This window comes from Psychrobacter sp. 1Y6, assembly GCF_052258385.2.
Taxonomy (GTDB): domain Bacteria; phylum Pseudomonadota; class Gammaproteobacteria; order Pseudomonadales; family Moraxellaceae; genus Psychrobacter.
Genome location: NZ_JBQQEW020000001.1, coordinates 221,331 through 244,021, shown reverse-complemented (window position 1 = coordinate 244,021; position 22,691 = coordinate 221,331). Strand labels below are relative to the sequence as shown.

Below are 22,691 nucleotides of genomic sequence, written 5' to 3'. Positions count from 1 at the left end.
TAATAGAGGCAAAGATATTATTTCAGACTTTACCTATTAATAAGGTAGCCTTTATAGATAGTACTTATTAATTGCCAGTTAGCAATTTATTGGCAGGATAACTAATTTGGGAGGTTGAACGTATTACTTGTGATTGTTTACTTGGTAAGTTAAATTCCCACGCCACCATACCTTGATTATTATTCCAATCTCGCTCAGTCACAGGCGGCGTATGCGTCACCGCAACCTTTAAACTATCGTCACGACTGATAGGTTCACTGCCCAGTACTTGTAAGCGTACGCTACGATTGTGCTGATTGGTAAACTGATAGGCCTTGGTAGTCGTCAGTGTTTGCGTACGGTTTAGCACGCCTTTCTCACCTTGCTTATCTTCATTAGTCAGCTCTTTTACGAGCATATTTGAGTCACGACCAAATCCAATCCCCTGCTCTTTTAGCACTTGATAATTATAACGCGACTGACCTACATAGTTGTCATCACGGTACAACTGTAGTGAACCATCGACCCAGTCCGGCGTCAAAAACGGCGCTGACGCATACCAGTAGGCAGCAGTCTCAACACTTGGCGTACTGCGAATCCAGAGCTTACTATTACCTGTCTGCTCGCCAATCACTGTGCGTACCCGTCTCCCATCACTCGGAATACTGACCAACTGCGGTAAACGATACTCGATGATGCCATTCTTGTTTTGGCTACTGACCGTAAAATTAGGTAGCGGTGCCATAGCTGCCCCTGCTCCTTTGTTATAAGCAGGCTCTTCCATCATAACAGGGGACGCATCCATCATAGGTAGCTCACGTCTTACTCGAGCATCTTCGCTCTCCTCATACAATGACAGACGCTGCACATACGGCAGTTGCCCTGTCGTACTTTGATTGGGGTTCACGGTGCTGAGTGTCAGTGGTACGTTTGTCCAGTTCTCGCCAGTTTGCTGAGCGATAATCGCAGAAGCTGTGATACTTAACTGCTCACTATTTGTGTTTAGGCGAGCTTGATACGCAGGCTCCCAACCTGCACCTTGCACTTGATAATGCAACTTAATGCTACTTGGCGAGCGACTTGCCGTACGTACACTTACCTGTGTCACCTTGTTAAAGGTCGATGTCGCGCTGCCTGCCATCAGTTGATTCAGTGCGTCTTGGGCACGCGCTTGTCGCAGTTGAATCTCTAAAATCCTTTGGTTAATACTGGTCGCTTGAGTTTCTATATCGCGGGCATTATTGGCAATCGTACTATCCGTATTGACTTGCGTGGCTTTGGTCAAATTCTGCAAGTAAGCCTTTGCTAACCGTGCTGCTTCTAATTCAGCATTGATATTGGCTAGAGTATTTTGCTGCGTCTGTACTTTGACGTCACCTTGATATTGGCACTGGGCTGCCTGCTCACCTGTCAGCTCTTCGATACTGACTTCTCCAACGTTGACACTACCTGTCGCTTGTACGCTTAGGCTTTCTTTATCCATATAAGGTGACAGGCACGAAAATACAACGGTTTGCTCACCGCTACCTGTTATTGGTAATGCGCGCGTCACGCTCGCTAGCCCCTGATAAATGGTCACTCGCTCGACGCTACTGGTTGCTGCTTGTGCCGAAGACAATCCCAAGATGCCACTACTACCAAGTACAAATGGCAAGATAGCAAATCTAGTCATTTGGTTAAGCGGCGGCAATACGTTGCCATGCCCTGTTGAGACAGATGACTCTATTAATTGTGCGTTCATACATCATTCCTTAGCAGTAAAGTCCATCATGGCAGCCACGCATTGGCTCAACGCGCAAAATAGTAACTATCTTAGAGATATTACCGTAGCCGTTTTACACATCTTTGGCAATAAATGCTTTTAGCAAGCAGCATTTTTATTAAGAAGCACTTTTAACGATAAATCTACTCATGTGGCAGCTATTCAGTTTTAAAAATTTGGTTTTAATATTGCACCATTTTTTGTTCATCTCCCCTTTATGGTGCAATTTATTAACCATCCTGCACTAAATTAATGAATATATTAATCAGAACTTAATTATTGCTCAATTATTACTCGATTATTGGCTTTTTTAACTTGGCACGGAACTTGAACTCTTAATAGGTGTTCAGGAACATTATTTTACCTTTTGTATGTATTAGGAGATGTCCATGTTTTCGTTACCAATTTTAGCCAATACTCAAGTAGTAGACCCTCAATCACACGGAAAAATAAAATCACGTTTTTCGTTACTAGCAGTGGCCGTCGTTGGCAGCTTAACTCTTATTGGTTGTCAAAAACCTGCCGAAACTGCTGCATCAACAGAGACCACAACTGAAACCAGCACAGAAACAACGACCGAGCCTGCTGCTGATGGCGACACTATCAAAGTCGGCATACTACATTCGCTGTCTGGCACCATGGCCATCTCTGAAACCTCTCTAAAAGATACCGCGTTGATGACGATTGATGAAATCAATGCCAATGGTGGCGTGCTTGGTAAGCAACTAGAACCAGTCGTCGTCGACCCTGCTTCTGATTGGCCATTATTCGCTGAAAAAGCACGTCAGCTACTCACTCAAGACAAAGTAGATGTTATCTTTGGCGGTTGGACATCAGTATCACGCAAATCGGTATTACCTGTGGTTGAAGAGTTGAACGGGTTGATGTTCTATCCAGTACAGTACGAAGGACAAGAGCAGTCAGAAAACATCTTTTACACGGGTGCGGCGCCAAATCAGCAAGCCATTCCGGCGGTAGAGTACTTGATGAGTGAAGAAGGCGGCGGTGCAGAGCGCTTTGTATTGTTAGGTACTGATTACGTCTATCCACGCACCACCAACCAGATTTTAAAGGCATTTTTGAAATCAAAAGGCGTGGCTGATGCAGACATCATGGAAGAGTACACACCATTTGGTTTCAGCAATTATCAAACCATTGTATCTAACGTCAAAAAATTCTCAACGGGCAAAAAGACCGCGGTTATCTCGACCATTAATGGCGACTCAAACGTTCCGTTCTATCGTGAGCTTGCCAACCAAGGTATCAAAGCGTCAGACATTCCAGTCATGGCATTCTCAGTCGGTGAAGAAGAGCTACGCGGTATCGATACCAGTCTGCTACAAGGGCATTTAGCGGCATGGAACTACTTTATGTCGATCAAAAACCCGACCAATAGTGCCTTCACCAAACGCTATAAGCAGTATGCATTGGACCAAAAACTACCAAACGCTGAAAAAGTCGTGACCAATGATCCAATGGAAGCTACTTATGTCGGTATCAACATGTGGAAGCAAGCTGTCGAAAAAGCAGGTACGACTGATGTAGACAAAGTGCGTATCAGCATGGCGGGACAAACGTTCGATGCACCTTCTGGCTACACGCTAAAAATGGATGAAGAAAACCATCATCTATGGAAGCCTGTCATGATTGGTCAAATTCGTGCCGACGGACAGTTTGATACGATTTTCAAAACGCCAGAAGTTATCCAAGCCCAGCCATGGAGCGAGTACATTCCTAAATAGGCTACTCCCTAAATAAGACAGTACTGAAAAAAAACATGGATAGTAATTGAACAGTAGGCGGATGGATAAACGATATAAATAAGCGACCCACCGCCTACTCTCCACATTTATTTTTAACACTTATTCTCAACTTTTAAATAACGTCAAACCTTATCAACTCTTCTATCGCTTAATCCGTTAAGTAGTAGTGGCTAAGGGTTTGTTGTCTGTGAAAAACAGGGAGCCGCACATGCAGCACCATACTTTACGCCCGTTTGTAGGGCCAACATCGTCCAAAAATGGTAATAACCCACAAGCATCAGCCAGTGAAGTCATGCAGTATGCGGCTCGTTTTTCAATTTATGCGCCTCTGCGATTACTTGCATTGATGGCATTATGCATAACAACCTTCACCACCACAGCATATGCGGATCATGATGGTCAGGTACATGACCACGATACGGATATCGCTCATAGTGAGCAATCGTTGCTCACGCCTGTCAACGTAGCCACTTCTACTCAAGCCAGCACCTCAAATATTTCGACAGCAACTACAGGCTCAGGTGATGCCATTCAACAATTCGTGGCGGGTGATTTTAGTAAACGCCAAGCCATGCTAAGTGATTGGCCAGGATCCGTTGAGAGTTTAGATAGTTTGGTTGAATTTATTGCCAATGATGAGCTATATCAAGGCAACGGTGGGCAAACGTATTTATTGAATAAAGAAGATCAGCTGTTTACTTATCCTGATAAAAAAGAGACTGACGATTGGCCAAGTGATTTATCACAAATCACCCTGACTAATGCCCTTCGCTCAGCGCTCATCTTTGGTCAAGCCAAGGTGAAACTAGCATCTGACAAGCCAGCACAGCGCCTACAAGCTGTAGAGATTTTGGCTGACAATATTAACCAAGTAGACCCAGCCATTATTACGACAGCAGCGGCAAATGAAGACAATACTAAAGTCAAAAAGGCACTAACTGCACTACAAGCTCGTATTGATTTCAAAAACGGTGACCTGCCCACTCAGATTGCAGCGGTCAATCTACTTGCAGATAGTGATAACCCACAAGTTTTGGTCGATATTGAATCTGCCCTGGCGGCTGATGGCTTAGATGCCTCGCTCAAAGCTGCACTTATCGATGCTGAATCTAGCGTGTCACGGCGTATCGAAATCAGTACATGGACGGGTCATATCTTCACCGGTATGAGTACCGCCAGTATTTTACTGCTAGCGGCGCTTGGTCTCGCCATTACCTTTGGCTTGCTTGGCGTGATTAACATGGCGCACGGTGAGCTAATTATGATCGGGGCTTATACCACTTATATGGTTCAAAATTTCTTTCAAGCTTATATGCCAGATATGGCAGGTTGGTATTTGCTTGCTGCTATTCCAGCTGCTTTTTTAGTCAGCGCTGTCATCGGTATGATAATCGAGCGCATTGTCATTCGTCCATTATATGGTCGTGAACTAGAGACGTTATTGGCGACATTTGGGGTGAGCTTAATATTGATGCAACTGGTGCGGATGATTTTTGGTGCGCAGAACGTTGAAGTTAGCAACGTGGCATGGCTCAGCGGTGCATATCAAGTGTCATCAAGCTTGGTACTTCCTTACAATCGCATCGCCATTATCGTATTTACGGTCATCATCGTGGCGCTACTGGTGTACTTACTTAATAAAACCCGATTTGGGTTATTTATACGCGCAGTCACCCAAAACCGCCAAATGGCAAAAGCAGTTGGTATTCCTTCTGCACGTATCGATATGATGGCCTTTGGTTTGGGCTCTGGACTTGCAGGCATGGCAGGCTGCGCGCTTGCTCAAGTAGGCAATGTGGGTCCTGACTTGGGTCAAACCTATATCATTGATACGTTTTTAGTCGTCGTGGTGGGCGGTGTCGGTCAAGTATGGGGTGCAGTACTAGCAGCCTTAGGACTAGGTGTGAGTGGTACAGTACTTGAGATTGGTATCGGTGCGGTATTGGCAAAGATTGTGTTGTTGGTTCTTGTGATTCTGTTTATTCAGAAACGGCCACAAGGTTTATTTGCACTCAAAGGCCGCTTTGTCGAATAAGGAGACTTCTATGATACTGACCAAATTACTGTCTGATACGCCGCGTAGTGCTATTTTAATTGGCTTATGTTTTGTCGTACTACTGATACTGCCTTGGCTACATCTTATGCCAGAGACGTCGCCCTTTCACCTTTCAGCCTACTGGATTACCCTAATTGGCAAAATCATGGCACTAGCGATGGTGGCTTTGGCACTAGATCTCGTCTGGGGCTATGCCGGTATTTTGAGCTTGGGACATGGCCTGTACTTTGCTTTGGGTGGTTATGCGTTTGGCATGTACCTAACACGTGAGACAGCAGGCGATGCGCTTCCTGATTTTATGCGTTTCTTGAGCTGGACCGAAATGCCATGGTACTGGGCGGGCACGCAGCATTTTTGGTGGGCCATGGCCCTCGTTGTACTGGTACCCGGCTTAGTCGCTTTCATCTTTGGTTTTTTTGCTTTTCGCTCCAAAATCAAAGGCGTTTATTTTTCTATCATCACTCAAGCCATGGTCTATGCAGCAGCCTTGCTATTCTTCCGTAATGAGACAGGCTTCGGTGGCAACAATGGCTTTACTGGTTTTACCACCCTACTCGGCTACGACATTACCGCTGCCTCTACGCGCTCTATGCTGTGCTTTGTCACGGCCGTAGCATTGTTAGTCTCTTATATGGGTTTGCGTCATTTAATGAACCAACCTTATGGGCGAGTGCTTGGTGCCATTCGTGACAGCGAAAACCGCTTGCAGTATTTGGGCTACCGTACGCTGTGGTACAAGCTATCCGCTTGGGTCTTATCCGCTGTCATCGCTGGTATCGCAGGTGCGCTATACGTACCGCAAGTAGGCATTATCAATCCGAGTGAAATGAATCCTGTGAACTCGATTGAGATAGCCGTCTGGGTAGCGACTGGTGGTAGAGGAAGCTTAATTGGTGCGATTCTAGGTACTGGTGTAGTGAACGCTGTAAAAACCTACTTTACGGTCGCCTACCCTGAGTTTTGGCTATTGATATTAGGTGGACTGTTCGTCGTCGTGACGTTGTTTTTACCCAATGGCATTATGGGCTTGTTCGATCGATTCAAAAAGGAGAAGCAATAATGCTAAATGATAAACCGTCAACGACTGAGCAAATTATTAACGAGTATGGACGTAATCATGGCGGTACTGGCCGCAGTCACCCAAAGCCATCAGGCGTCGATTTTAGCCATGGTATTGCATTATATTTAGAAGATGTGAGCGTCTGGTTCGATTCGTTTCGCGCACTTAACAATCTATCGCTCTATATCGAAGAAGGCGAGCTACGCTGTATCATCGGCCCCAACGGCGCTGGTAAAACCACGCTAATGGATGTCATTACGGGTAAAACCCGCCCTACGGAAGGCAGCGTGTTTTTTGGTCAGACTCATAACCTTGCCAGCTTATCTACCGAACAAATCGCTGAAGCGGGTATCGGCCGTAAGTTTCAAAAACCTACTGTCTTTGAAAATTTTACGGTAATGGATAATCTGTTACTTGCTGCACCAAAAGACAAACGTGTGGTCAAAAGCTTATTCAATAAACTCAATGCCGATACTCGCGATACCCTCGACGCGACCCTACAACAAATTCGCCTGACCGACAAAATCAACAAGCCAGCTGGTTTGCTCTCACATGGGCAAAAACAATGGTTAGAGATTGGCATGCTGTTAATGCAAAGCCCAAAGCTTATTCTGCTTGATGAGCCAGTGGCCGGTATGACTGATGCAGAAACTGAACATACCGCTGAGCTGTGTCTACGGCTTAAAAAGAACCATACATTAGTAGTAGTCGAACATGACATGACCTTTATCGATGCCATTAGTGAAAAAGTCACAGTATTAGCACAAGGGGCAATTTTAGCCGAAGGTACGCTAGCGGAAGTGCAAGCCAATGAAGCAGTGATTGAGTCCTACTTAGGTCGATAGCCGAACGAATCATCTAGACGAGCCAAACGAATATTCCCTTTAAAATATTAGAAAAGTTTTAGAGTTTAGGAGACAGCCATGTTACAAGTGAACGATATCAATCAATATTACGGCGGCAGTCATATTTTACGAGACGTCTCGTTTACAGCGCCTGTAGGCGCGTGCAGCGTGGTACTTGGACGTAACGGCGTGGGCAAAACCACACTACTTAAATGCCTGATGGGAATACTACCGATTAAATCAGGAGAGATTTTGCTTAATGATAAAGACATTAGTAAAATGTCTCCAGAGCAACGTGTCCGAGCAGGTTTGGCTTATGTACCACAAGGACGCGATATTTTTTCGACACTGACGGTAGAAGAGAACATATTAATTGGTATGGCAAAGTTTTCACGCAGTAAGGCCAAACATGTACCTAAGCATTTATACGATATTTTTCCCGTACTAGATGAGATGAAACATCGCCGCGGTGGTGATCTGTCTGGTGGTCAGCAGCAGCAGCTTGCTATCGCCCGTGCCCTAGCCTCCGAGCCGACTGTGTTAATTTTAGACGAACCAACTGAAGGTATTCAGCCCTCTATCATTAAAGACATTGGCCGAGTCCTACGTGACTTGGCTGACAAAGGTGACATGGCCATTGTACTGGTTGAGCAGTTCTATGAATTCGCCGAAGAGCTTGCTGACAATTACACGGTACTATCACGTGGTAAAGTAGTCTCACAAGGTGCAGGCGACACAATGGTCGAAAATAACGTACAAGATCTGGTCGCCATCTAATTCCTTTTAATAATAGATGTAATAATACAACTTGGTAGCGAACGCTTGATAACGCTAAAAATGGCACTTTTATCTCAAGCTGCTAGCTACCAAGATTACATATCATCACGAAAACACTCCTTAATCAAAGTCATTTTTTCACCTCACGTCTTATCTTTTTTGACTCTTAGCCTATACATTCTGTACCATCTCAAAAACTCAAATTACTCATACACTCTGATTAGCACCAGAGCAATTATGTATGCCCAGCGAACGAAATTTGCTATTATAGTCAGCATTTTATTATCAATATTATGACACCCTTATGATGATTCATCCTCAGTACGATCCTGTAGCATTAGCAGTTGGACCTGTCGAAGTCCATTGGTATGGGCTGATGTATTTGTTGGCATTTGCCGCCGCCTACGGACTGGCGTGGTATCGCAGTACCAAGCGTGAAGGCTGGACGACCGATATGGTCTCAGACCTAGTGTTTTTTGGCGCACTTGGTGTGATATTAGGTGGCCGTGTTGGCTATGTATTGTTTTATCAGTTCGGTGAGCTACTCCAAAACCCTGCCTACCTCTTCAAAGTCTGGGAAGGCGGTATGTCATTCCATGGCGGCCTGATTGGTGTCATGTTGGGTATGCTGTATTTTGCCCGCAAATATAAAAAGACACCTTTCCAAGTGCTCGATTTTGTCGTTCCCTGTGTACCAACTGGTTTATTGTTCGGACGTATTGGTAACTATATCAATGCCGAGCTATGGGGCCGCGTTTCTGACGGTGGCTATAACTGGTTGACCTACTTTCCGCAGGCCGCTAGTGTTGATATGCAGCAGCTACAAGCCAATCCTGCGCTGCAAGACCTTATGACTGAAGTCAATGGTCAGTACCTGTTGCCTCGTCACCCGTCGCAACTGTATGAAGCCCTTGCAGAAGGTCTCCTGTTGTTTCTATTCTTGTGGTGGTACTCATCGAAGCCCCGTCCTCGGATGGCAGTGACCGGTGTCTTTATGCTTGGTTATGGCTTTAGCCGCTTTATCATTGAGTTTTTCCGCCAGCCAGACATCGACCAAGGATTCATCTTGTTGGGTTGGATGACCAAAGGACAGATACTAAGCGCCCCAATGATAATTATCGGTCTGTTCTTGATCGGTTACGCTTACAAACGTGGCATCTACGACTGGGGTAAGCAAGCTGCTTATTAAGCCTACCTTTTTGTGATAAAGGTTGAGGACTTAAAATAGGGTAAGCTGTCAAAACACCTACCCTAGCAATACTTTCAATAATGACAGTGTATATATCGACTACCCATCTAGCCTGTATGCACTGTCGGCAGTAACTAAAGAGCATTTTATGATCAATGGCACCCAAAGTAATAACGAGCAAGGCTATTTAGATTTGCTACGCCACGTTCTCGACAATGGCACCGAAAAAGGCGATCGTACTGGTACTGGTACGCTTAGCCATTTTGGCGCGCAGCTACGCTTTGACTTAGCAGAAGGCTTTCCACTGCTAACAACCAAAAAGGTTCACTTTAAATCTATCGCTTATGAGCTATTATGGTTTTTAAGTGGCAGTACTCATGTTGACTATCTACAACAGAATAACGTTCGTATTTGGAATGAGTGGGCAACAGCAGAACAGACCGCGCGCTTTAACAGATCTGCTGGCGATTTGGGTCCTATCTATGGTCATCAATGGCGTAACTATGGCGCGACCAAAAATGAAGATGCCAGTTATAACGCTGATGGCGTCGATCAAATCGCACAAGTCGTTGAACAGATAAAGAACAATCCGAATTCGCGCCGTTTGATTGTCTCAGGCTGGAATCCAGGTGAGGCAGAGCAAGTAGCCCTACCACCATGTCATACGTTATTTCAGTTCTTTGTCGCAGACAACAAACTGTCGTGCCAGCTGTATCAACGTTCTGCTGACTTATTCCTAGGCGTGCCTTTTAACATTGCGAGCTATGCGCTATTGACTCATATGATCGCGCAGGTGTGTGGTCTAGAAGTTGGAGAATTTGTTTGGACAGGTGGTGATTGTCATATTTATCAAAACCATCGTGAACAGGCCGAGCTACAGTTGACTCGCTCGCTATATAATTTGCCGACGTTGTCTTTGAACCCTGAAGTAAAAGACATATTTGCGTTTGAATACGAAGACATTAGTGTCAATGACTATGAGTCGCACCCTGCTATTAAAGCCAAAGTTGCTGTATAAAGTTAGTCTGGTTAACTACGCTAAATAAGAGCAAAATTTAAGAATATAATAAAAAGGATATATTATGAGCTATGCCCATACCGAAGTTGCCCAAATCGCTGCTATTAGTAGCAATCGATGTATCGGCAAAAACAATGAGCTACCGTGGCATATCTCAGCAGATTTGCAACATTTCAAAAGCATGACGACCAAAGAAAACGATAGCAAGATTCAAGGTATCGTGATCATGGGTCGTAAGACATTCGAGTCAATGGGTAGCAAACCATTACCAAAGCGTGTGAGCTTCATTGTCACGACACAGATGGACTATGCTGAGACAAAAGGTCTTGCAGATAGCAGCAATGCTTATGTGGTACACAACTTAGATGACGCACTGACACAAGCAGCTAGCCTTGCTCATGGCGCGCATCTCGATACGATTTGGGTGATTGGCGGTGAGCGCGTATTTAGTGACGCTCTGATGTATACCGACCGTATTGAGCTGACTCATGTAGATACTGATATTGCAGACGGCGATGCCTTTTACCCTGAGTTGCCAGAACGATTTAAAGTAGCAGACCAATCTGAGCAAATGCACGATGAAAAAAGCGATTTAAACTTTAAATTTACCACTTATAAAGTAACAACTGATAAGCAGTAAAAGCCTATTAAAAAAGGGGCAGTCTTGGATAATTTTACTTATCCAAGACTGCCCCTTTTTCGTTTACTCTTCACAAAGTCTTATTTCTATACAATCAATAAAAACTGCTGCTTGATAATATCTAATCCGTTACTCGTGCAATACTTTATAAACCGTTTTTGCGAGTACTGGTCCGATACCTTGTACGCCTGCCAACTCTTGCTGTGAAGCACCAAGCAGCTGCTGCATACCACCAAAGTGATTGAGCAAGTCACGACGACGTTTTTCACCCAGTCCCGGTATCACCTCTAGCACTGATGATGAGCGACGCTTATCGCGTTTTTTACGGTGAGCAGTAATCGCAAAACGATGCGCCTCATCACGAATATGCATCAGCAAATGCAATGCTTTGCTATCCATCGGTAGATCTAACGGTTCGTGATCGATAAAGTGCAATACCTCAAGCCCAGCCTTGCGCCCTTCCCCTTTTGCCACACTAACGAGCAAGGTGTCGCCAAGAATACCTAATTCAGTTAATACTTCTTTGGCAATGCCAAGCTGACCTTTACCACCATCAACCAATAGCAAGTCTGGCAATGGCTGCTTTTTATAACGTCGGGACAGCACTTGTTTCATCGCGGCATAATCATCGCCGCCTTGGATATCATGGATAGCATACTGACGGTAATCGCGACGGCGCGAGCCACCTTGATCAAATACCACGCAGCTCCCAATGGTCGCCTCACCCATCGTATGTGAGATATCAAAACATTCAATACGATCAATCGTCCGATCGGTGACAGTCGCCAATACGTCTTTTAGTGCGCCAAAGCGCGCATGCAGCTCTAGATAATCGCCAAGCTTGGTTTTTAGTGCATTACTAGTATTTAGTGTTGCTAAGTCTAGCCACTCTGAACGGTGCTCGCGTACATTGGTCTTCATGACTACTTTATTACCAAAGTGCGTTGCCAATGCTTCGCTTACTGCCACCTGATCCGGTATCTGATGGCTCAATATGATTTCTGCGGGCAAATCATCGGTCACTTGGAAATAAAATGACGTAATAAAAGCCGATAAATTGTCTGCTAGCGACTCACTACTATCCACATCTGGGAAATAATTTTTTCCACCCAATACACGGCCGCCACGTACCGTTAGAACGTTCACACAGGTCATGCCAGCCTGACTAGCAATGGCAATCACATCTGCCTCACCTTGCACGGTATAGACTGCTTGCCTTGCTTGTACTTCACGTAACATAGACAGTTGATCGCGATAAAATACTGCTTTCTCAAAATCTAGTGCTTCAGCTGATGCTTCCATCTTTTCAATCAACGTACTATGGATATCGCTAGAGTCGCCCTTTAAAAAACGAATGGTATTATTCACATCCTCTGCGTACTCTTCTGGCGATACCAAACCGACACAAGGCGCACGGCAACGTTTGATCTGATACTCCAGACAAGGACGCTGACGCTGCTTAAAAAAGGTATTGGTACATTGACGCATTTGAAACATCTTCTGCATCAAGACCAACGTTTCTTTTGCCGCATGTGCAGAGGGAAACGGGCCAAAGAATCGACCTTTTTGGTGATTGCCTTTGCCACGACCATAAGCCAAGCGTGGATAAGGCTTATCGGCTGAGATAAACACATAAAGATAGGATTTATCATCACGCAGCAGCACATTATAAGGTGGACGATGCTCTTTAATTAGATTCTGTTCAAGCAACAGCGCTTCGGTCTCACTACGCGTGATAATAGTCTCAATATTATGAATCCGCGCCACTAGCGCACGTGTCTTTGGATGATCTATCGTTTTGGCAAAATAGCTATTTACTCGGCTTTTTAGCGACTTAGCTTTACCAACGTATAATATATCGCCGTTCTTGCCCAACATCTTATACACCCCTGGTAAATTAGGCAGGCGTTTAATCAGATGCTTAAGACGGGCTTTTTTATCATCGATAGGACTCGATTCTGAGACATTAACCATAGAATTTATTGCTCTTAAAAATCTTAGTAATACTGCTAGTTATGGGGCGGGAGTCATTGTTTTACAAGCCAATTATTATCGCAGCGCTACCCATAAAAAAGCCAGCTTTCGCCGGCTTAGTTTGTTCTATTATCGTGTATGTAACAACATACTATTAATGACGAAAGTTTGCCATCAATGCTGGGATACCCGGCAGCATACCGACGATAGCCATGACGCCTGTCAGTACCACAAACATAATACCCGGTATGATCCAGCGGCTCATCTTAGTCAAATTAGCACTACGTTCTTTAGAGCCAATCAAGCCCAAGTTATCAAGCAGCAACGTGAGTGACCAACCAAAGGCTGGGTTAACCAATGCTGAAGCAAATACTACGATAGCAGCAGACTGCGTGGTTTTACCTTCACGCGTCATCTCCATACCAGCTTCTAGCAATGGAATAAACACCCCAACGATCAAGGCCACACACATCACTGGCTGCCAAATGGCCAAATCCATCGGATAGCCCCAAACCCCTGCGATAATACAGAATAGAGCTGTCAATAAAGCACCGGCAGGAATCGGACGTTTAGCAATCGCTGCAGGAACAATATACGTTCCCCACGATGACGCAAAGTTGGCACCGCCCAATACAGAGCCAACTACCTGACGAAATGAAGCACTGGTCATCGTGTCATCAATATCCATAAGCACTTTTTCAGTACGCTTAGGATAGCTGATTTTTTGGAATACCTGATGGCCCAAGAAATCTGGTGACCACATCGCCACAGCCAAAATAGCAAACGGCAATACTACAATGAAGCTTTCAATCGTCGGCAGACCTAGCATCCAACCTGTATTTTCGCCCCACCAATACATTGGATTCATGTTTGGTAGACCTGGTGCTGTTTTGAACTCAAAAGGTGCTCCCAATGCAAAGGCAAGACCACCACCCAACACACAGCTTAGCGGAACCGCGAGCCAGCGTTTTTGCCAATGCTCAAGCAATGCATACAGCAGGATAGTCGCCAGAATAATAAAGAAAGCGATATGCGACATGCCAATCCCTTCTGCCCAAGCAAAGAGATTTTTGACCTGCGAGGTGGTTCCGATAAAGCCCAAGTAAATCAAGAGGCCACCGCACACACCTTTACTGGTTAAGTTGGCTAGTAGACTTCCTCCTTTACTAATCGCAAGGAGCAGACCAAAAGCACCGATAAGCAAACCAAAGGCCATCGGGTGCCCACCAGCTGCTACCACAATAGGAATCAGAGGGATTAATGGGCCGTGAGTACCAGCAAGGTTGGCAGTCGGCAATAAAAAGCCCGAAAATAAAATAATAAAGAAGGAGACAATCAATAGCTCGTAGCGCACGTTTTCTAAGACAAACGCATCACCTAAGCCGAGTGGACCTGCAAAGGTTGCTGCAATGGCGCCCACCATAACAACTTTACCGATGGTCGCGGCCATTGCTGGAATAGTATCTTCGTATTCAAAACGGTAATCACGGAATGGTAAATTAGGACGCCAGCGTTTCGGCTGCATGATTTGTAATTCATGGTTTAAATAAGCATCACGACTGTCAAAACTAGAACTGGGCTTATGCAAATCTACATAACTGCCTTGTACTTGACTGTCGTGGTTTACGTTCGAGGTCGGCGTATTAGACCCTGAAGAGGGGGTCTGAGGGTTACTCATCACATTTCCTTGTGTCGATTACGTCTTTGATTGACTACACACGCTCTGCTCTAATGTCATAGACCAAAGCGCCTATTACAAACTGCGAACTATTGTATGCCAAGACTTGATGAAATGCGAACCTAAAACCATTTAAAGATACTATGTATCTCATTATAATATATAAACTAAAGTTTCTATTTGAGACAAAACTGACCTTAATAGAAAACCATGAGGAAAAAATCTCTCTTTTATAGACTTTGAATTAGAATAAGCGACCGTTTTATTGATAATGATTTACATCTAGATGATTTTTTATCACATAGATGAATAGCAAAGATAGTTATAATAAATAACGATCGTTACCTATAAGCGAGCATAAATATGTCATTTCGGTTACGCTTTAGAGCTAGCAGGCTGAGTACTTTTTAATTATGATAAATACTTTTTATCGATTTATTTCTCAGTAATACTGTGTAAAACCGCATTATTGATACAATCAAAAAATTGAGAAAAGGCAATAGGACAAGTTTATGAGTGTATTACCTACCAACCTTGAGACTTTGAAACGTCGGGCCAAGCAAAGCATCATGCCATTGCTGACACCGCATTTATTAAAGCTGCGCCTTAATACTTATGCACCATATATTGGCGCAGGTATCAAAATCGATCACATCAGTCTCGATCAGGGTTTGTGCGTAGTAAGCATGGGACTAAACACTCTGAACAAAAATATCGTCGGTACTCAGTTCGGTGGTAGCTTATATTCGATGGTTGACCCTTTTTATATGCTCATGCTGATGCATCAACTGGGTAGCAATTACGTAGTGTGGGACAAAAGCTCACATATTGATTTTGTTGCGCCTGGCAACAGCAAAGTAACTGCACGCATGAAAATACCTAGCTCTGAAATTATTACTATTCAAGAACTGGCAAAAAAGGGCGAAGCGGTATTTCGTGAATATAAAGTCGACATTGTGGATGAGCAGCAAAAGCTCATTGCGACCGTTACCAAGACTTTATACATTAGACTGCGCAAATACAGTAAGTCCAAAGAGCAAGTCAACCGCATCGATACGTTTGATGCTCAATAAGCTTTAGCTTATAACTAATAACTGATAACTGATAACTGATAACTGATAACTGATAGTATTAGAGCTGATAAAACTTAAATTATTAATGCTATACATACAAAAACCCCAATCTAGCTTTCGCATAGATTGGGGTTTCGTCTTTTTTGGTATGGCCCGCTTATTTATAAATAAACCTATGAATAAGGGCTTGTATCTACTATTACCTTGTCTTGAGCCAATCCTAACATTATAGGACTAACTCAAAACGGCAAACTTGTGCTTAGATACCAGGTGCAGTATCAACTGCATCAGGTACGCCAGCGTCAGTTTTTTTCTTAGCAACTGGACGAGCACCAAGTTTTTCGCGGATACGTGCTGATTTACCAGAGCGCTCACGTAAGTAGTATAGTTTCGCACGGCGAACAGCACCGCGACGCTTCACTTCGATGCTCTCGATGATTGGTGAATGCAATTGGAATGCACGCTCAACGCCAACGCCGCTTGAGATTTTACGTACGGTAAACGCTGAGTTTAAACCGCGGTTACGCTTAGCAATTACAACGCCTTCAAAAGCCTGTAAACGCTCACGCTCACCTTCACGTACTTTTACTTGTACCACAACGGTATCGCCGGGTGCAAAGCTTGGGCGCTCAAGCAATTGAGCGTTTTCGATGACCTGAACCAATGGATGCTTGTTGCTCATGAGAGTTATCTCCTCACATTAGATAATAGAGGCTTGACGCATATCACCTGTTTGTAATAATTAATCGCATCTCTTTATAGTGAGACACAACGTAAATGGGTTATAACCAACGGCCACTATGCTATGACTCGTTTTATTATTGCTCAAAATTCTGTTTCTTAACTGTTTATCAAACTTGCTAACGATAAAATTAGATTTTAAAAATCTACTTTTTATCTGCTTTGGCCAATGCTTTCAACCACTTTGCTTGCTCTACCGTTGGGGTAAACGCTTGCCATAAGTCTGGACGACGCGTTTGCGTACGACTGACTTGCTGACTAAAACGCCACTTGGCGATATTGGCATGGTGACCTGAGAGTAATACCTCAGGAACTGCCATACCCGCAAACTCATGCGGCTTAGTATAGTGTGGACAGTCAAGCAAGCCATCGACAAAAGAGTCTTGCTCCGCTGACTTGTCATCACCCATGATATCGGGCAGACGACGTATCACACTATCCATCAGCACCATTGCTGGCAACTCGCCACCAGTCAACACGTAATCACCTAACGATACTTCCATATCGACATATTGTGATAGTAAACGCTCGTCAATACCTTCATAACGACCGCATAATAAAATCATGCCATCGTAATCAGTCATATTGACTACGCTACTCTCACTAAGCGTCTGTCCTTGCGGCGACATATAAATCACCGGACAGTGCTCACTATCGACACGGCAACCATGCTGACTGGCACGCAATCGTGCATCCTCAATGGCTTTCGATAATGGCTCAGCCATCATCACCATCCCAGGACCACCCCCATAAGGGCGCTCATCAATACGGCGATAGTTATCGGTGGTATAATCACGTGGATTAATGCATTCAATCGTAACTTGCTCTTGAGTCACTGCTCGGCCCGTGATTCCAAATTCACGAATCGTGGCAAACATCTCAGGAAAAATACTAATTACGGCAAAATACATCTGATGTCTACTTGCGTTAAGGCTAAAACAATCGGTGTAAGTACTAACAACGTCTGACTAAAAAGCCAGAAACGCTATCAGTAATCACTCGGCCATGCCACAAGCACTGTTTTTTCAGTCATATTGACCTCTATCACAGTCTGCTTATGCCATGGAATCAGGCGTTCTTCATTGTCTAAACTGTCTGAATTTGCCGTTACGCGCATGATGTCATGGGCACCGGTTTCAAACATTTCAGTGATATTACCTAGATACTCATCCTGCTCGTTCATCACGCGCAGACTGACCAAATCCGACCAATAATATTCGTCTTCAGCTGTTTCAGGTAGGACGTTTTCTTCGACCCAAACGGTAACACCGTTCATCGTCTCAGCAACATTACGATCAGGAATCTGCTCAAATTGAGCCACAATTCCTGTTCCTTGCTCACGCCAAGCCTTCACAGTCAAAGGTTTCATGCCAGTGGCAGTTTTCATCCACCATGGCTTCATGTCGAATATCGCTGTACGGTCATCTGTATCACTGAATACCCAAAGCCAGCCTTTAATGCCGTAAGGCTTCTTAAGCTGACCAATTTTCATAAGGGCACTAGCGTTTGGAACAGATGACATAGCAGCTAACCTAACAATGATTAAAACAGCAATTGCAAAAACAATTGCGTCAAAAGCGATAAACAGTTAATGGCGCACCCTGGTCAGACCAGTTACGCTATGTATTCTAAAGTCTACTGAGTCATGTCATAGTTTTGCTACGAACGTCTCAGTAACAACCAAAACTTAAGCAGTTGCTTCAGTTTGAGCTGCAGACTTGTTGTAAGCTTTTGCTAATGAAGCAACGCGATCTGAAGGTTGTGCACCTTTTGCGATCCACGCATTGTACGCTTCCATGTTTAGGCGTACTGCTTCTTCAGACTCTTTAGCGAGTGGGTTAAAAAAGCCGATGTTTTCAATATAGCGACCGTCACGCGCGCGGCGTTGATCAGCAACAACTACTTGATAAAATGGGCGTTTCTTGGCACCGCCCCGTGCTAAACGAATAACAACCATGTGAATTCTCTCTTTCGCAGGTATACCAAAAAGGGCATAATTATATCACAGTCTTTATTTGTTGAAAACATAAACTGTGCATGTTTAATTATTTATTAACAATAGCTTAAATGACGACCTAAGTAAAATATAACTGATGATAATGGCTTATTTTTAAAGTTTTTTTTTAGATTCTATAGATTACTATCGCTCTCTCTGAAAAACAGATGATTGCTAAATATATTTATCCTTAAGCTTAACTTTATATCTATTCCAATAACTATCTCGCTCGCTCGTCGATTGCATACTGTATCAGTACTATTTATTGATTATGCTATTCTATGATATACCGCTATAAATTGATGCACGGACTAGCTTTAAGGCAATCGCAATTAGAGAGCTACACGCTATATCACACTAACTTTTCTTTTACTCTGTTGGACACATATGATCTCTCCGAACCCAAAGCCGCGTCGTAAAGGTTGGCTGCCACGCTCTTATTCCAACACTTGGCTAACGACCTTGATGGTTGCCTTTATCGTGCTTATCAGTGTGAGCTTATCAATTTTGTTCTTTTGGCGTAGTCTGTATCTGCCAGAGTTAAAAAACCATGCGCGCTATTTAACGAGTGAATTGCAGCTGATCAATAGTGTCAATAAAGACTGGCAAGGTCGTCCCGAAGTACGCCAATGGATCTACCAACACTCTCATGTCGTCGTGGTAAATAATCCGAGTGATTTCCCAGAGGTCGCTGATAAGCCATTCGTAAGCTTTTTTACTGACGTACTACAGCGTGAAATCGGTGCGCAGCTTGGTCGTCCTGTAGAGGTCTATTTTAAATTTAAGCCAACGCCGCAGCTATGGGTACAAGATAGCCGTGATGACAGTTTTTGGGTGCGTGAGCCTGTAGTTTACTATTCACAATATAGCCCAACGTTATTGGTGCTATTTTTGATCGGACTGCCTATCCTATCGCTACTCACAATTATTCTATTAGCGCGTCAGTTAAATCGCCCACTACGCTACCTACAACGTGCAGCTACTAACTATATTCGTCTTGGTCATGCAACCACACTGCCAACTCAGAAAGGCCCCACAGAAATACGTCAAGTTAATATGGCGTTTAACCGACTGTTTACGACCTTAAACCAAGCGCAAAAAGAGCGGACCATCATGCTCGCAGGCATTTCACACGATCTGCGGACACCGTTGACCCGTATGCGTTTGACCGCAGAAATGCTACCAGATGATTTTTTCCGTGAAGGGCTGATTTACGATATTGAGGATATGGATGCTATTTTGGAGCAGTTCATCTCATTTATGAAAGACGGTTCTGATGAGCCAGTCAGCTTGACCAACCTAGACACTATATTTAATGAAATTATGGTGCAGTTTGCGCCAATGAAGTTTGTATATGAGTCAGAATGCGACAAGGTCGTTCCCGTACGTCCATTATCCATCAAACGTCTGATTATCAACTTGGTCAATAATGCCAATCGTTATGGAAAACCACCTATTTATTTATCGGCAACGGTTGTACCGACATTTATAGAAACTGTCGAAGACGAAGATACGGATGTGGTCAGCGAAAATGTGGTGAACAAAGAAGCTCAAGAACAGCTAGTGATTTGTGTACGAGACTGCGGTGATGGCGTCGCTGACGATCAATTAGAGCGAATTATGCAACCGTTTGAACGTGGAGAGACGGCACGGACTACTCAAGGTAGCGGACTAGGTCTTGCGATTGTTGATCGTATTGCACGATTACATCATGGTACTGTTGAAGCCATCAACCACCCTGAAGGTGGGCTACAAGTATGCGTACGTATTCCCCTACTCTCTAAAGTCGCTGGAGATACTACGTTAGCGGCTGACGTAAAAGAGGTATCTGAGGTAGACAGTACAGCGCCAAATTTAAAATAGTGATAAGACTTCAATCTGAATAAGCAAAGATATCAAAGCTAGTCTTTGCTACCAATAGCCGGCGGGATATACTCAGCACTGTTAGTAAAAGCTAATGGCTGGGTAATTTCAGCCTGAGCTGCTTGTAGTGTTTGGGTCGTTGACGGCTGTTTTAAAAATAAATAATAGCCTAGTGTAATCGCATTCAACACTACCAAGCCACCAAATAAATATGGCATCCTATGCCCTCCTATGACATTGTCCAACTGTCTTAAAAATAGCGACAAGCGCGTCACCTAGCTATAAAGCGCTATCGTGTTATACCGTTAAGATGACGCCGATTATCTTTAGTATCATAACTAATAATTATGGCTTAGCCCTATAACTTGGTTTAGTCTGACAACTTAGTATCGAAGTCGCGCTCGCTTTTCTCTTGCGTCAATTCATCAGCAGCAAGAATCTGAGTCAATGGTTTGATAGGCCATGTCATCACAAACCTTGCGCCGCCTAACTCACGACTCTCATCTACTTTCATACTACCATTAAACCAAAAGGCAATGCGCGATACAATAGACAAGCCTAAACCATAGCCACCTGACGCGCGTGTACGACTATCATCTAAGCGTGAGAATGGAATGAATACTTTTTCGCGATCTGCCTCAGGAATACCATGTCCATCATCTTCAACACTAACGAAGGCATTACCTTTTTTGACACCTGCACTAATAATAATGGTTGTTTCTGCATAGCGTAACGCATTACCTGCAAGGTTCTGAATCACACGGTGTAAGTAGCGTCTATCTGCAACTGCCGTTACTTTGGCATTTGGCAAACTGGTTACTATTTTGATGGGTTTACCTAGCGCATTGGTTTCGCGCTCGATCTGCTCTAACAGCTCTCTTAAGTTTACTGGCTCTAAGTCTAACTTTGGTGACCCTTCCTCAAGCTTAGCATAGGTCAAAATCTCATCAATCAAACCATTAAGCGATTCAATATCTTCATCAATATAGTCACGCTGCATAAAACGTGAGTCTTCGTCATCCGTATCAGCAAGCATATCTACCGCAAATCGAATACGAGCCACTGGCGTACGCAGCTCATGTGAGACCGCTCGGGTAAGCTCTCGCTGTGATTCAATCAAACGCTTAATATGCGAGGTCATGGCATTAAAAGTCGCTGATAAACGCGCTATTTCATCTTGACCAATAACCTGTACTTGAATATCAAGGTTACCTTGGCTGACCTCATTTACACCTACCTGAATCAGTTGTAGCTTACGTTCAAGCGGGAAGATGAGCGCATACACACCCAAGCTAATTAAGAACATGCTGATAAGAATCATACTAATAATTAAGTTAAGCGGGAACCAGTTAAATAACGGTATAGGCCCAATCAAAATTGCCATATCATTGATTTCAGAGGGTACTATTACCCTAATCGCAGAGTTACTCGTACTACTGTTAGTATCTTGCAACGATATGACGACTTCGTCACGGCGCAGACGAGCCATCTGATCTGAATCTAACTCAAGCGTATTAACTGCTTTAAACGCTAAAGGAAAAGAAAACTTTTTCTCCAATTCAGCCAAACGTGCGCGCTTGTCCGATAGCGTCATGTGATAAGACAAATCATCTAATAAAAAGACCGCAATTGCTCGTACTTGCTGCTCGGTAACTTGAGAGATTCTCGCTGTTAACACACTCTTGTTGTCCGGCAAACGATAGTAAACATCTGCATATACAGGCTGGTTGAAATAACGTACAACGGTATTATCATTTTTAAAGCGTCGTAGCTCACTGGCACTAAAGTCTACTTCGTCAATAGGCAAGACTTTAAAAGTAGTACCAAACAAACTACTCGCATCTGATAACCAATATTCACGCTCTTCCTCGCTATTTTGGTGAGCAATTCCTTCACTCACCAAATGGAACGCCCCCATTGCCATATTTTCACGATAGGACTGCACACGCTCCTTATTAATGGTATCCATCAATAACTGCGCAAACAATGCCACACACAAGCAGACTATAAGTAGCCCGGCATAGATACGAACAAAAATACTGTGTTTTAAAGAAGAGACTAATGACATACGTGCCGTGACCAACTTAATAAATAGAGATTGTTAATATCATCAAACATATAGATAGTGCTATGTGTTTGATGGTATCGAGCATGATCGAATAGAGATAGACTTTAACTTTGAATTTTAATTACCGCATTTTAATTCATATGTGGCAATCATCCAAAGACTTATATGTATGACATATATTTAGTCAGCGTCTATAATAATGGGTTAAT

At 43.8% G+C, this 22,691-nt stretch carries 19 protein-coding genes; 10 read left to right on the top strand and 9 right to left on the bottom strand.

What is annotated here, in order from left to right:
* Window positions 1–67 precede the first annotated feature (67 nt).
* Complete coding sequence (locus tag ACTXGF_RS14660; protein ID WP_443534974.1) at window positions 68–1,720, bottom strand: DUF4139 domain-containing protein; 1,653 nt, start codon at window positions 1,718–1,720, stop codon at window positions 68–70.
* Window positions 1,721–2,130: 410 nt separating this feature from the next.
* Here ACTXGF_RS14660 and urtA point away from each other — a divergent pair, with 410 nt between their 5' ends.
* The 8 genes from urtA (at window position 2,131) to ACTXGF_RS14620 (ending at window position 11,089) form a co-directional block, all read left to right on the top strand.
* On the top strand, window positions 2,131–3,483 hold the full coding sequence (gene urtA, locus ACTXGF_RS14655) for an urea ABC transporter substrate-binding protein (RefSeq protein ID WP_443534976.1): 1,353 nt from the start codon (window positions 2,131–2,133) through the stop codon (window positions 3,481–3,483).
* Between the two features lie 367 nt (window positions 3,484–3,850).
* Complete coding sequence (gene urtB, locus ACTXGF_RS14650; RefSeq protein ID WP_443535084.1) at window positions 3,851–5,539, top strand: urea ABC transporter permease subunit UrtB; 1,689 nt, start codon at window positions 3,851–3,853, stop codon at window positions 5,537–5,539.
* A 10-nt stretch (window positions 5,540–5,549) separates the two neighbouring features.
* Window positions 5,550–6,620: an urea ABC transporter permease subunit UrtC gene (urtC, locus tag ACTXGF_RS14645; protein WP_443534978.1), complete on the top strand. Its 1,071-nt coding sequence runs from the start codon at window positions 5,550–5,552 to the stop codon at window positions 6,618–6,620.
* The gene (urtD, locus tag ACTXGF_RS14640; RefSeq protein ID WP_443534979.1) at window positions 6,620–7,465 is read left to right on the top strand and encodes an urea ABC transporter ATP-binding protein UrtD; all 846 of its coding nucleotides are present in this window, start codon (window positions 6,620–6,622) and stop codon (window positions 7,463–7,465) included. The genes urtC and urtD overlap by 1 nt, the downstream gene beginning before the upstream one ends.
* A gap of 78 nt (window positions 7,466–7,543) precedes the next feature.
* Window positions 7,544–8,242, top strand: a complete 699-nt coding sequence (gene urtE / locus ACTXGF_RS14635; RefSeq protein WP_101204888.1) for an urea ABC transporter ATP-binding subunit UrtE — start codon at window positions 7,544–7,546, stop codon at window positions 8,240–8,242.
* 304 nt (window positions 8,243–8,546) lie between these two features.
* Window positions 8,547–9,431, top strand: coding sequence for a prolipoprotein diacylglyceryl transferase (lgt, locus tag ACTXGF_RS14630; protein WP_057761969.1), 885 nt, complete (start codon window positions 8,547–8,549; stop codon window positions 9,429–9,431).
* A 148-nt stretch (window positions 9,432–9,579) separates the two neighbouring features.
* Entirely contained in the window at window positions 9,580–10,449 is an 870-nt protein-coding gene (locus ACTXGF_RS14625; RefSeq protein WP_443534981.1) for a thymidylate synthase, read from the top strand.
* A 64-nt stretch (window positions 10,450–10,513) separates the two neighbouring features.
* Window positions 10,514–11,089 (top strand): dihydrofolate reductase, encoded by a 576-nt coding sequence (locus tag ACTXGF_RS14620; RefSeq protein ID WP_443534983.1) that lies wholly within the window; start codon window positions 10,514–10,516, stop codon window positions 11,087–11,089.
* Between the two features lie 129 nt (window positions 11,090–11,218).
* On the opposite strand, the gene uvrC is transcribed toward ACTXGF_RS14620, so the two are convergent.
* On the bottom strand, window positions 11,219–13,063 hold the full coding sequence (gene uvrC, locus ACTXGF_RS14615) for an excinuclease ABC subunit UvrC (protein ID WP_443534984.1): 1,845 nt from the start codon (window positions 13,061–13,063) through the stop codon (window positions 11,219–11,221).
* 154 nt (window positions 13,064–13,217) lie between these two features.
* On the bottom strand, window positions 13,218–14,741 hold the full coding sequence (locus tag ACTXGF_RS14610; RefSeq protein WP_347163565.1) for a DUF3360 family protein: 1,524 nt from the start codon (window positions 14,739–14,741) through the stop codon (window positions 13,218–13,220).
* 512 nt (window positions 14,742–15,253) lie between these two features.
* Between ACTXGF_RS14610 and ACTXGF_RS14605 the strand changes: the two genes are divergently transcribed.
* Window positions 15,254–15,814: a DUF4442 domain-containing protein gene (locus tag ACTXGF_RS14605; protein ID WP_443534986.1), complete on the top strand. Its 561-nt coding sequence runs from the start codon at window positions 15,254–15,256 to the stop codon at window positions 15,812–15,814.
* A gap of 259 nt (window positions 15,815–16,073) precedes the next feature.
* Here ACTXGF_RS14605 and rplS read toward each other — a convergent pair whose 3' ends face one another.
* From rplS to rpsP, 4 genes are all read right to left on the bottom strand, one after another.
* Window positions 16,074–16,496 carry a 50S ribosomal protein L19 gene (gene rplS / locus ACTXGF_RS14600; RefSeq protein ID WP_057761981.1) on the bottom strand — a complete coding sequence of 141 codons (423 nt, stop codon included), beginning with the start codon at window positions 16,494–16,496 and terminating at the stop codon, window positions 16,074–16,076.
* A gap of 205 nt (window positions 16,497–16,701) precedes the next feature.
* Window positions 16,702–17,466, bottom strand: a complete 765-nt coding sequence (gene trmD / locus ACTXGF_RS14595) for a tRNA (guanosine(37)-N1)-methyltransferase TrmD (RefSeq protein ID WP_102092093.1) — start codon at window positions 17,464–17,466, stop codon at window positions 16,702–16,704.
* 77 nt (window positions 17,467–17,543) lie between these two features.
* On the bottom strand, window positions 17,544–18,077 hold the full coding sequence (rimM, locus tag ACTXGF_RS14590; RefSeq protein ID WP_443534987.1) for a ribosome maturation factor RimM: 534 nt from the start codon (window positions 18,075–18,077) through the stop codon (window positions 17,544–17,546).
* Between the two features lie 165 nt (window positions 18,078–18,242).
* Window positions 18,243–18,512 (bottom strand): 30S ribosomal protein S16, encoded by a 270-nt coding sequence (rpsP, locus tag ACTXGF_RS14585; RefSeq protein ID WP_021812802.1) that lies wholly within the window; start codon window positions 18,510–18,512, stop codon window positions 18,243–18,245.
* A gap of 426 nt (window positions 18,513–18,938) precedes the next feature.
* Here rpsP and ACTXGF_RS14580 point away from each other — a divergent pair, with 426 nt between their 5' ends.
* Entirely contained in the window at window positions 18,939–20,414 is a 1,476-nt protein-coding gene (locus ACTXGF_RS14580) for an ATP-binding protein (protein WP_443534988.1), read from the top strand.
* A 38-nt stretch (window positions 20,415–20,452) separates the two neighbouring features.
* On the opposite strand, the gene ACTXGF_RS14575 is transcribed toward ACTXGF_RS14580, so the two are convergent.
* The gene (locus tag ACTXGF_RS14575) at window positions 20,453–20,632 is read right to left on the bottom strand and encodes a hypothetical protein (RefSeq protein WP_201548390.1); all 180 of its coding nucleotides are present in this window, start codon (window positions 20,630–20,632) and stop codon (window positions 20,453–20,455) included.
* Window positions 20,633–20,784: 152 nt separating this feature from the next.
* Window positions 20,785–22,482 carry an ATP-binding protein gene (locus tag ACTXGF_RS14570; RefSeq protein ID WP_414559455.1) on the bottom strand — a complete coding sequence of 566 codons (1,698 nt, stop codon included), beginning with the start codon at window positions 22,480–22,482 and terminating at the stop codon, window positions 20,785–20,787.
* Window positions 22,483–22,691 lie beyond the last annotated feature (209 nt).

What these genes read in the sequence shown, in the direction of transcription:
- ACTXGF_RS14660 (WP_443534974.1), bottom strand. Translation starts at nt 1,720, where the DNA reads ATGAACGCACAATTAATAGAGTCATCTGTCTCAACAGGGCATGGCAAC.
- urtA (WP_443534976.1), top strand. Translation starts at nt 2,131, where the DNA reads ATGTTTTCGTTACCAATTTTAGCCAATACTCAAGTAGTAGACCCTCAA.
- urtB (WP_443535084.1), top strand. Translation starts at nt 3,851, where the DNA reads ATGGCATTATGCATAACAACCTTCACCACCACAGCATATGCGGATCAT.
- urtC (WP_443534978.1), top strand. Translation starts at nt 5,550, where the DNA reads ATGATACTGACCAAATTACTGTCTGATACGCCGCGTAGTGCTATTTTA.
- urtD (WP_443534979.1), top strand. Translation starts at nt 6,620, where the DNA reads ATGCTAAATGATAAACCGTCAACGACTGAGCAAATTATTAACGAGTAT.
- urtE (WP_101204888.1), top strand. Translation starts at nt 7,544, where the DNA reads ATGTTACAAGTGAACGATATCAATCAATATTACGGCGGCAGTCATATT.
- lgt (WP_057761969.1), top strand. Translation starts at nt 8,547, where the DNA reads ATGATGATTCATCCTCAGTACGATCCTGTAGCATTAGCAGTTGGACCT.
- ACTXGF_RS14625 (WP_443534981.1), top strand. Translation starts at nt 9,580, where the DNA reads ATGATCAATGGCACCCAAAGTAATAACGAGCAAGGCTATTTAGATTTG.
- ACTXGF_RS14620 (WP_443534983.1), top strand. Translation starts at nt 10,514, where the DNA reads ATGAGCTATGCCCATACCGAAGTTGCCCAAATCGCTGCTATTAGTAGC.
- uvrC (WP_443534984.1), bottom strand. Translation starts at nt 13,063, where the DNA reads ATGGTTAATGTCTCAGAATCGAGTCCTATCGATGATAAAAAAGCCCGT.
- ACTXGF_RS14610 (WP_347163565.1), bottom strand. Translation starts at nt 14,741, where the DNA reads ATGAGTAACCCTCAGACCCCCTCTTCAGGGTCTAATACGCCGACCTCG.
- ACTXGF_RS14605 (WP_443534986.1), top strand. Translation starts at nt 15,254, where the DNA reads ATGAGTGTATTACCTACCAACCTTGAGACTTTGAAACGTCGGGCCAAG.
- rplS (WP_057761981.1), bottom strand. Translation starts at nt 16,496, where the DNA reads ATGAGCAACAAGCATCCATTGGTTCAGGTCATCGAAAACGCTCAATTG.
- trmD (WP_102092093.1), bottom strand. Translation starts at nt 17,466, where the DNA reads ATGTATTTTGCCGTAATTAGTATTTTTCCTGAGATGTTTGCCACGATT.
- rimM (WP_443534987.1), bottom strand. Translation starts at nt 18,077, where the DNA reads ATGTCATCTGTTCCAAACGCTAGTGCCCTTATGAAAATTGGTCAGCTT.
- rpsP (WP_021812802.1), bottom strand. Translation starts at nt 18,512, where the DNA reads ATGGTTGTTATTCGTTTAGCACGGGGCGGTGCCAAGAAACGCCCATTT.
- ACTXGF_RS14580 (WP_443534988.1), top strand. Translation starts at nt 18,939, where the DNA reads ATGATCTCTCCGAACCCAAAGCCGCGTCGTAAAGGTTGGCTGCCACGC.
- ACTXGF_RS14575 (WP_201548390.1), bottom strand. Translation starts at nt 20,632, where the DNA reads ATGCCATATTTATTTGGTGGCTTGGTAGTGTTGAATGCGATTACACTA.
- ACTXGF_RS14570 (WP_414559455.1), bottom strand. Translation starts at nt 22,482, where the DNA reads ATGTCATTAGTCTCTTCTTTAAAACACAGTATTTTTGTTCGTATCTAT.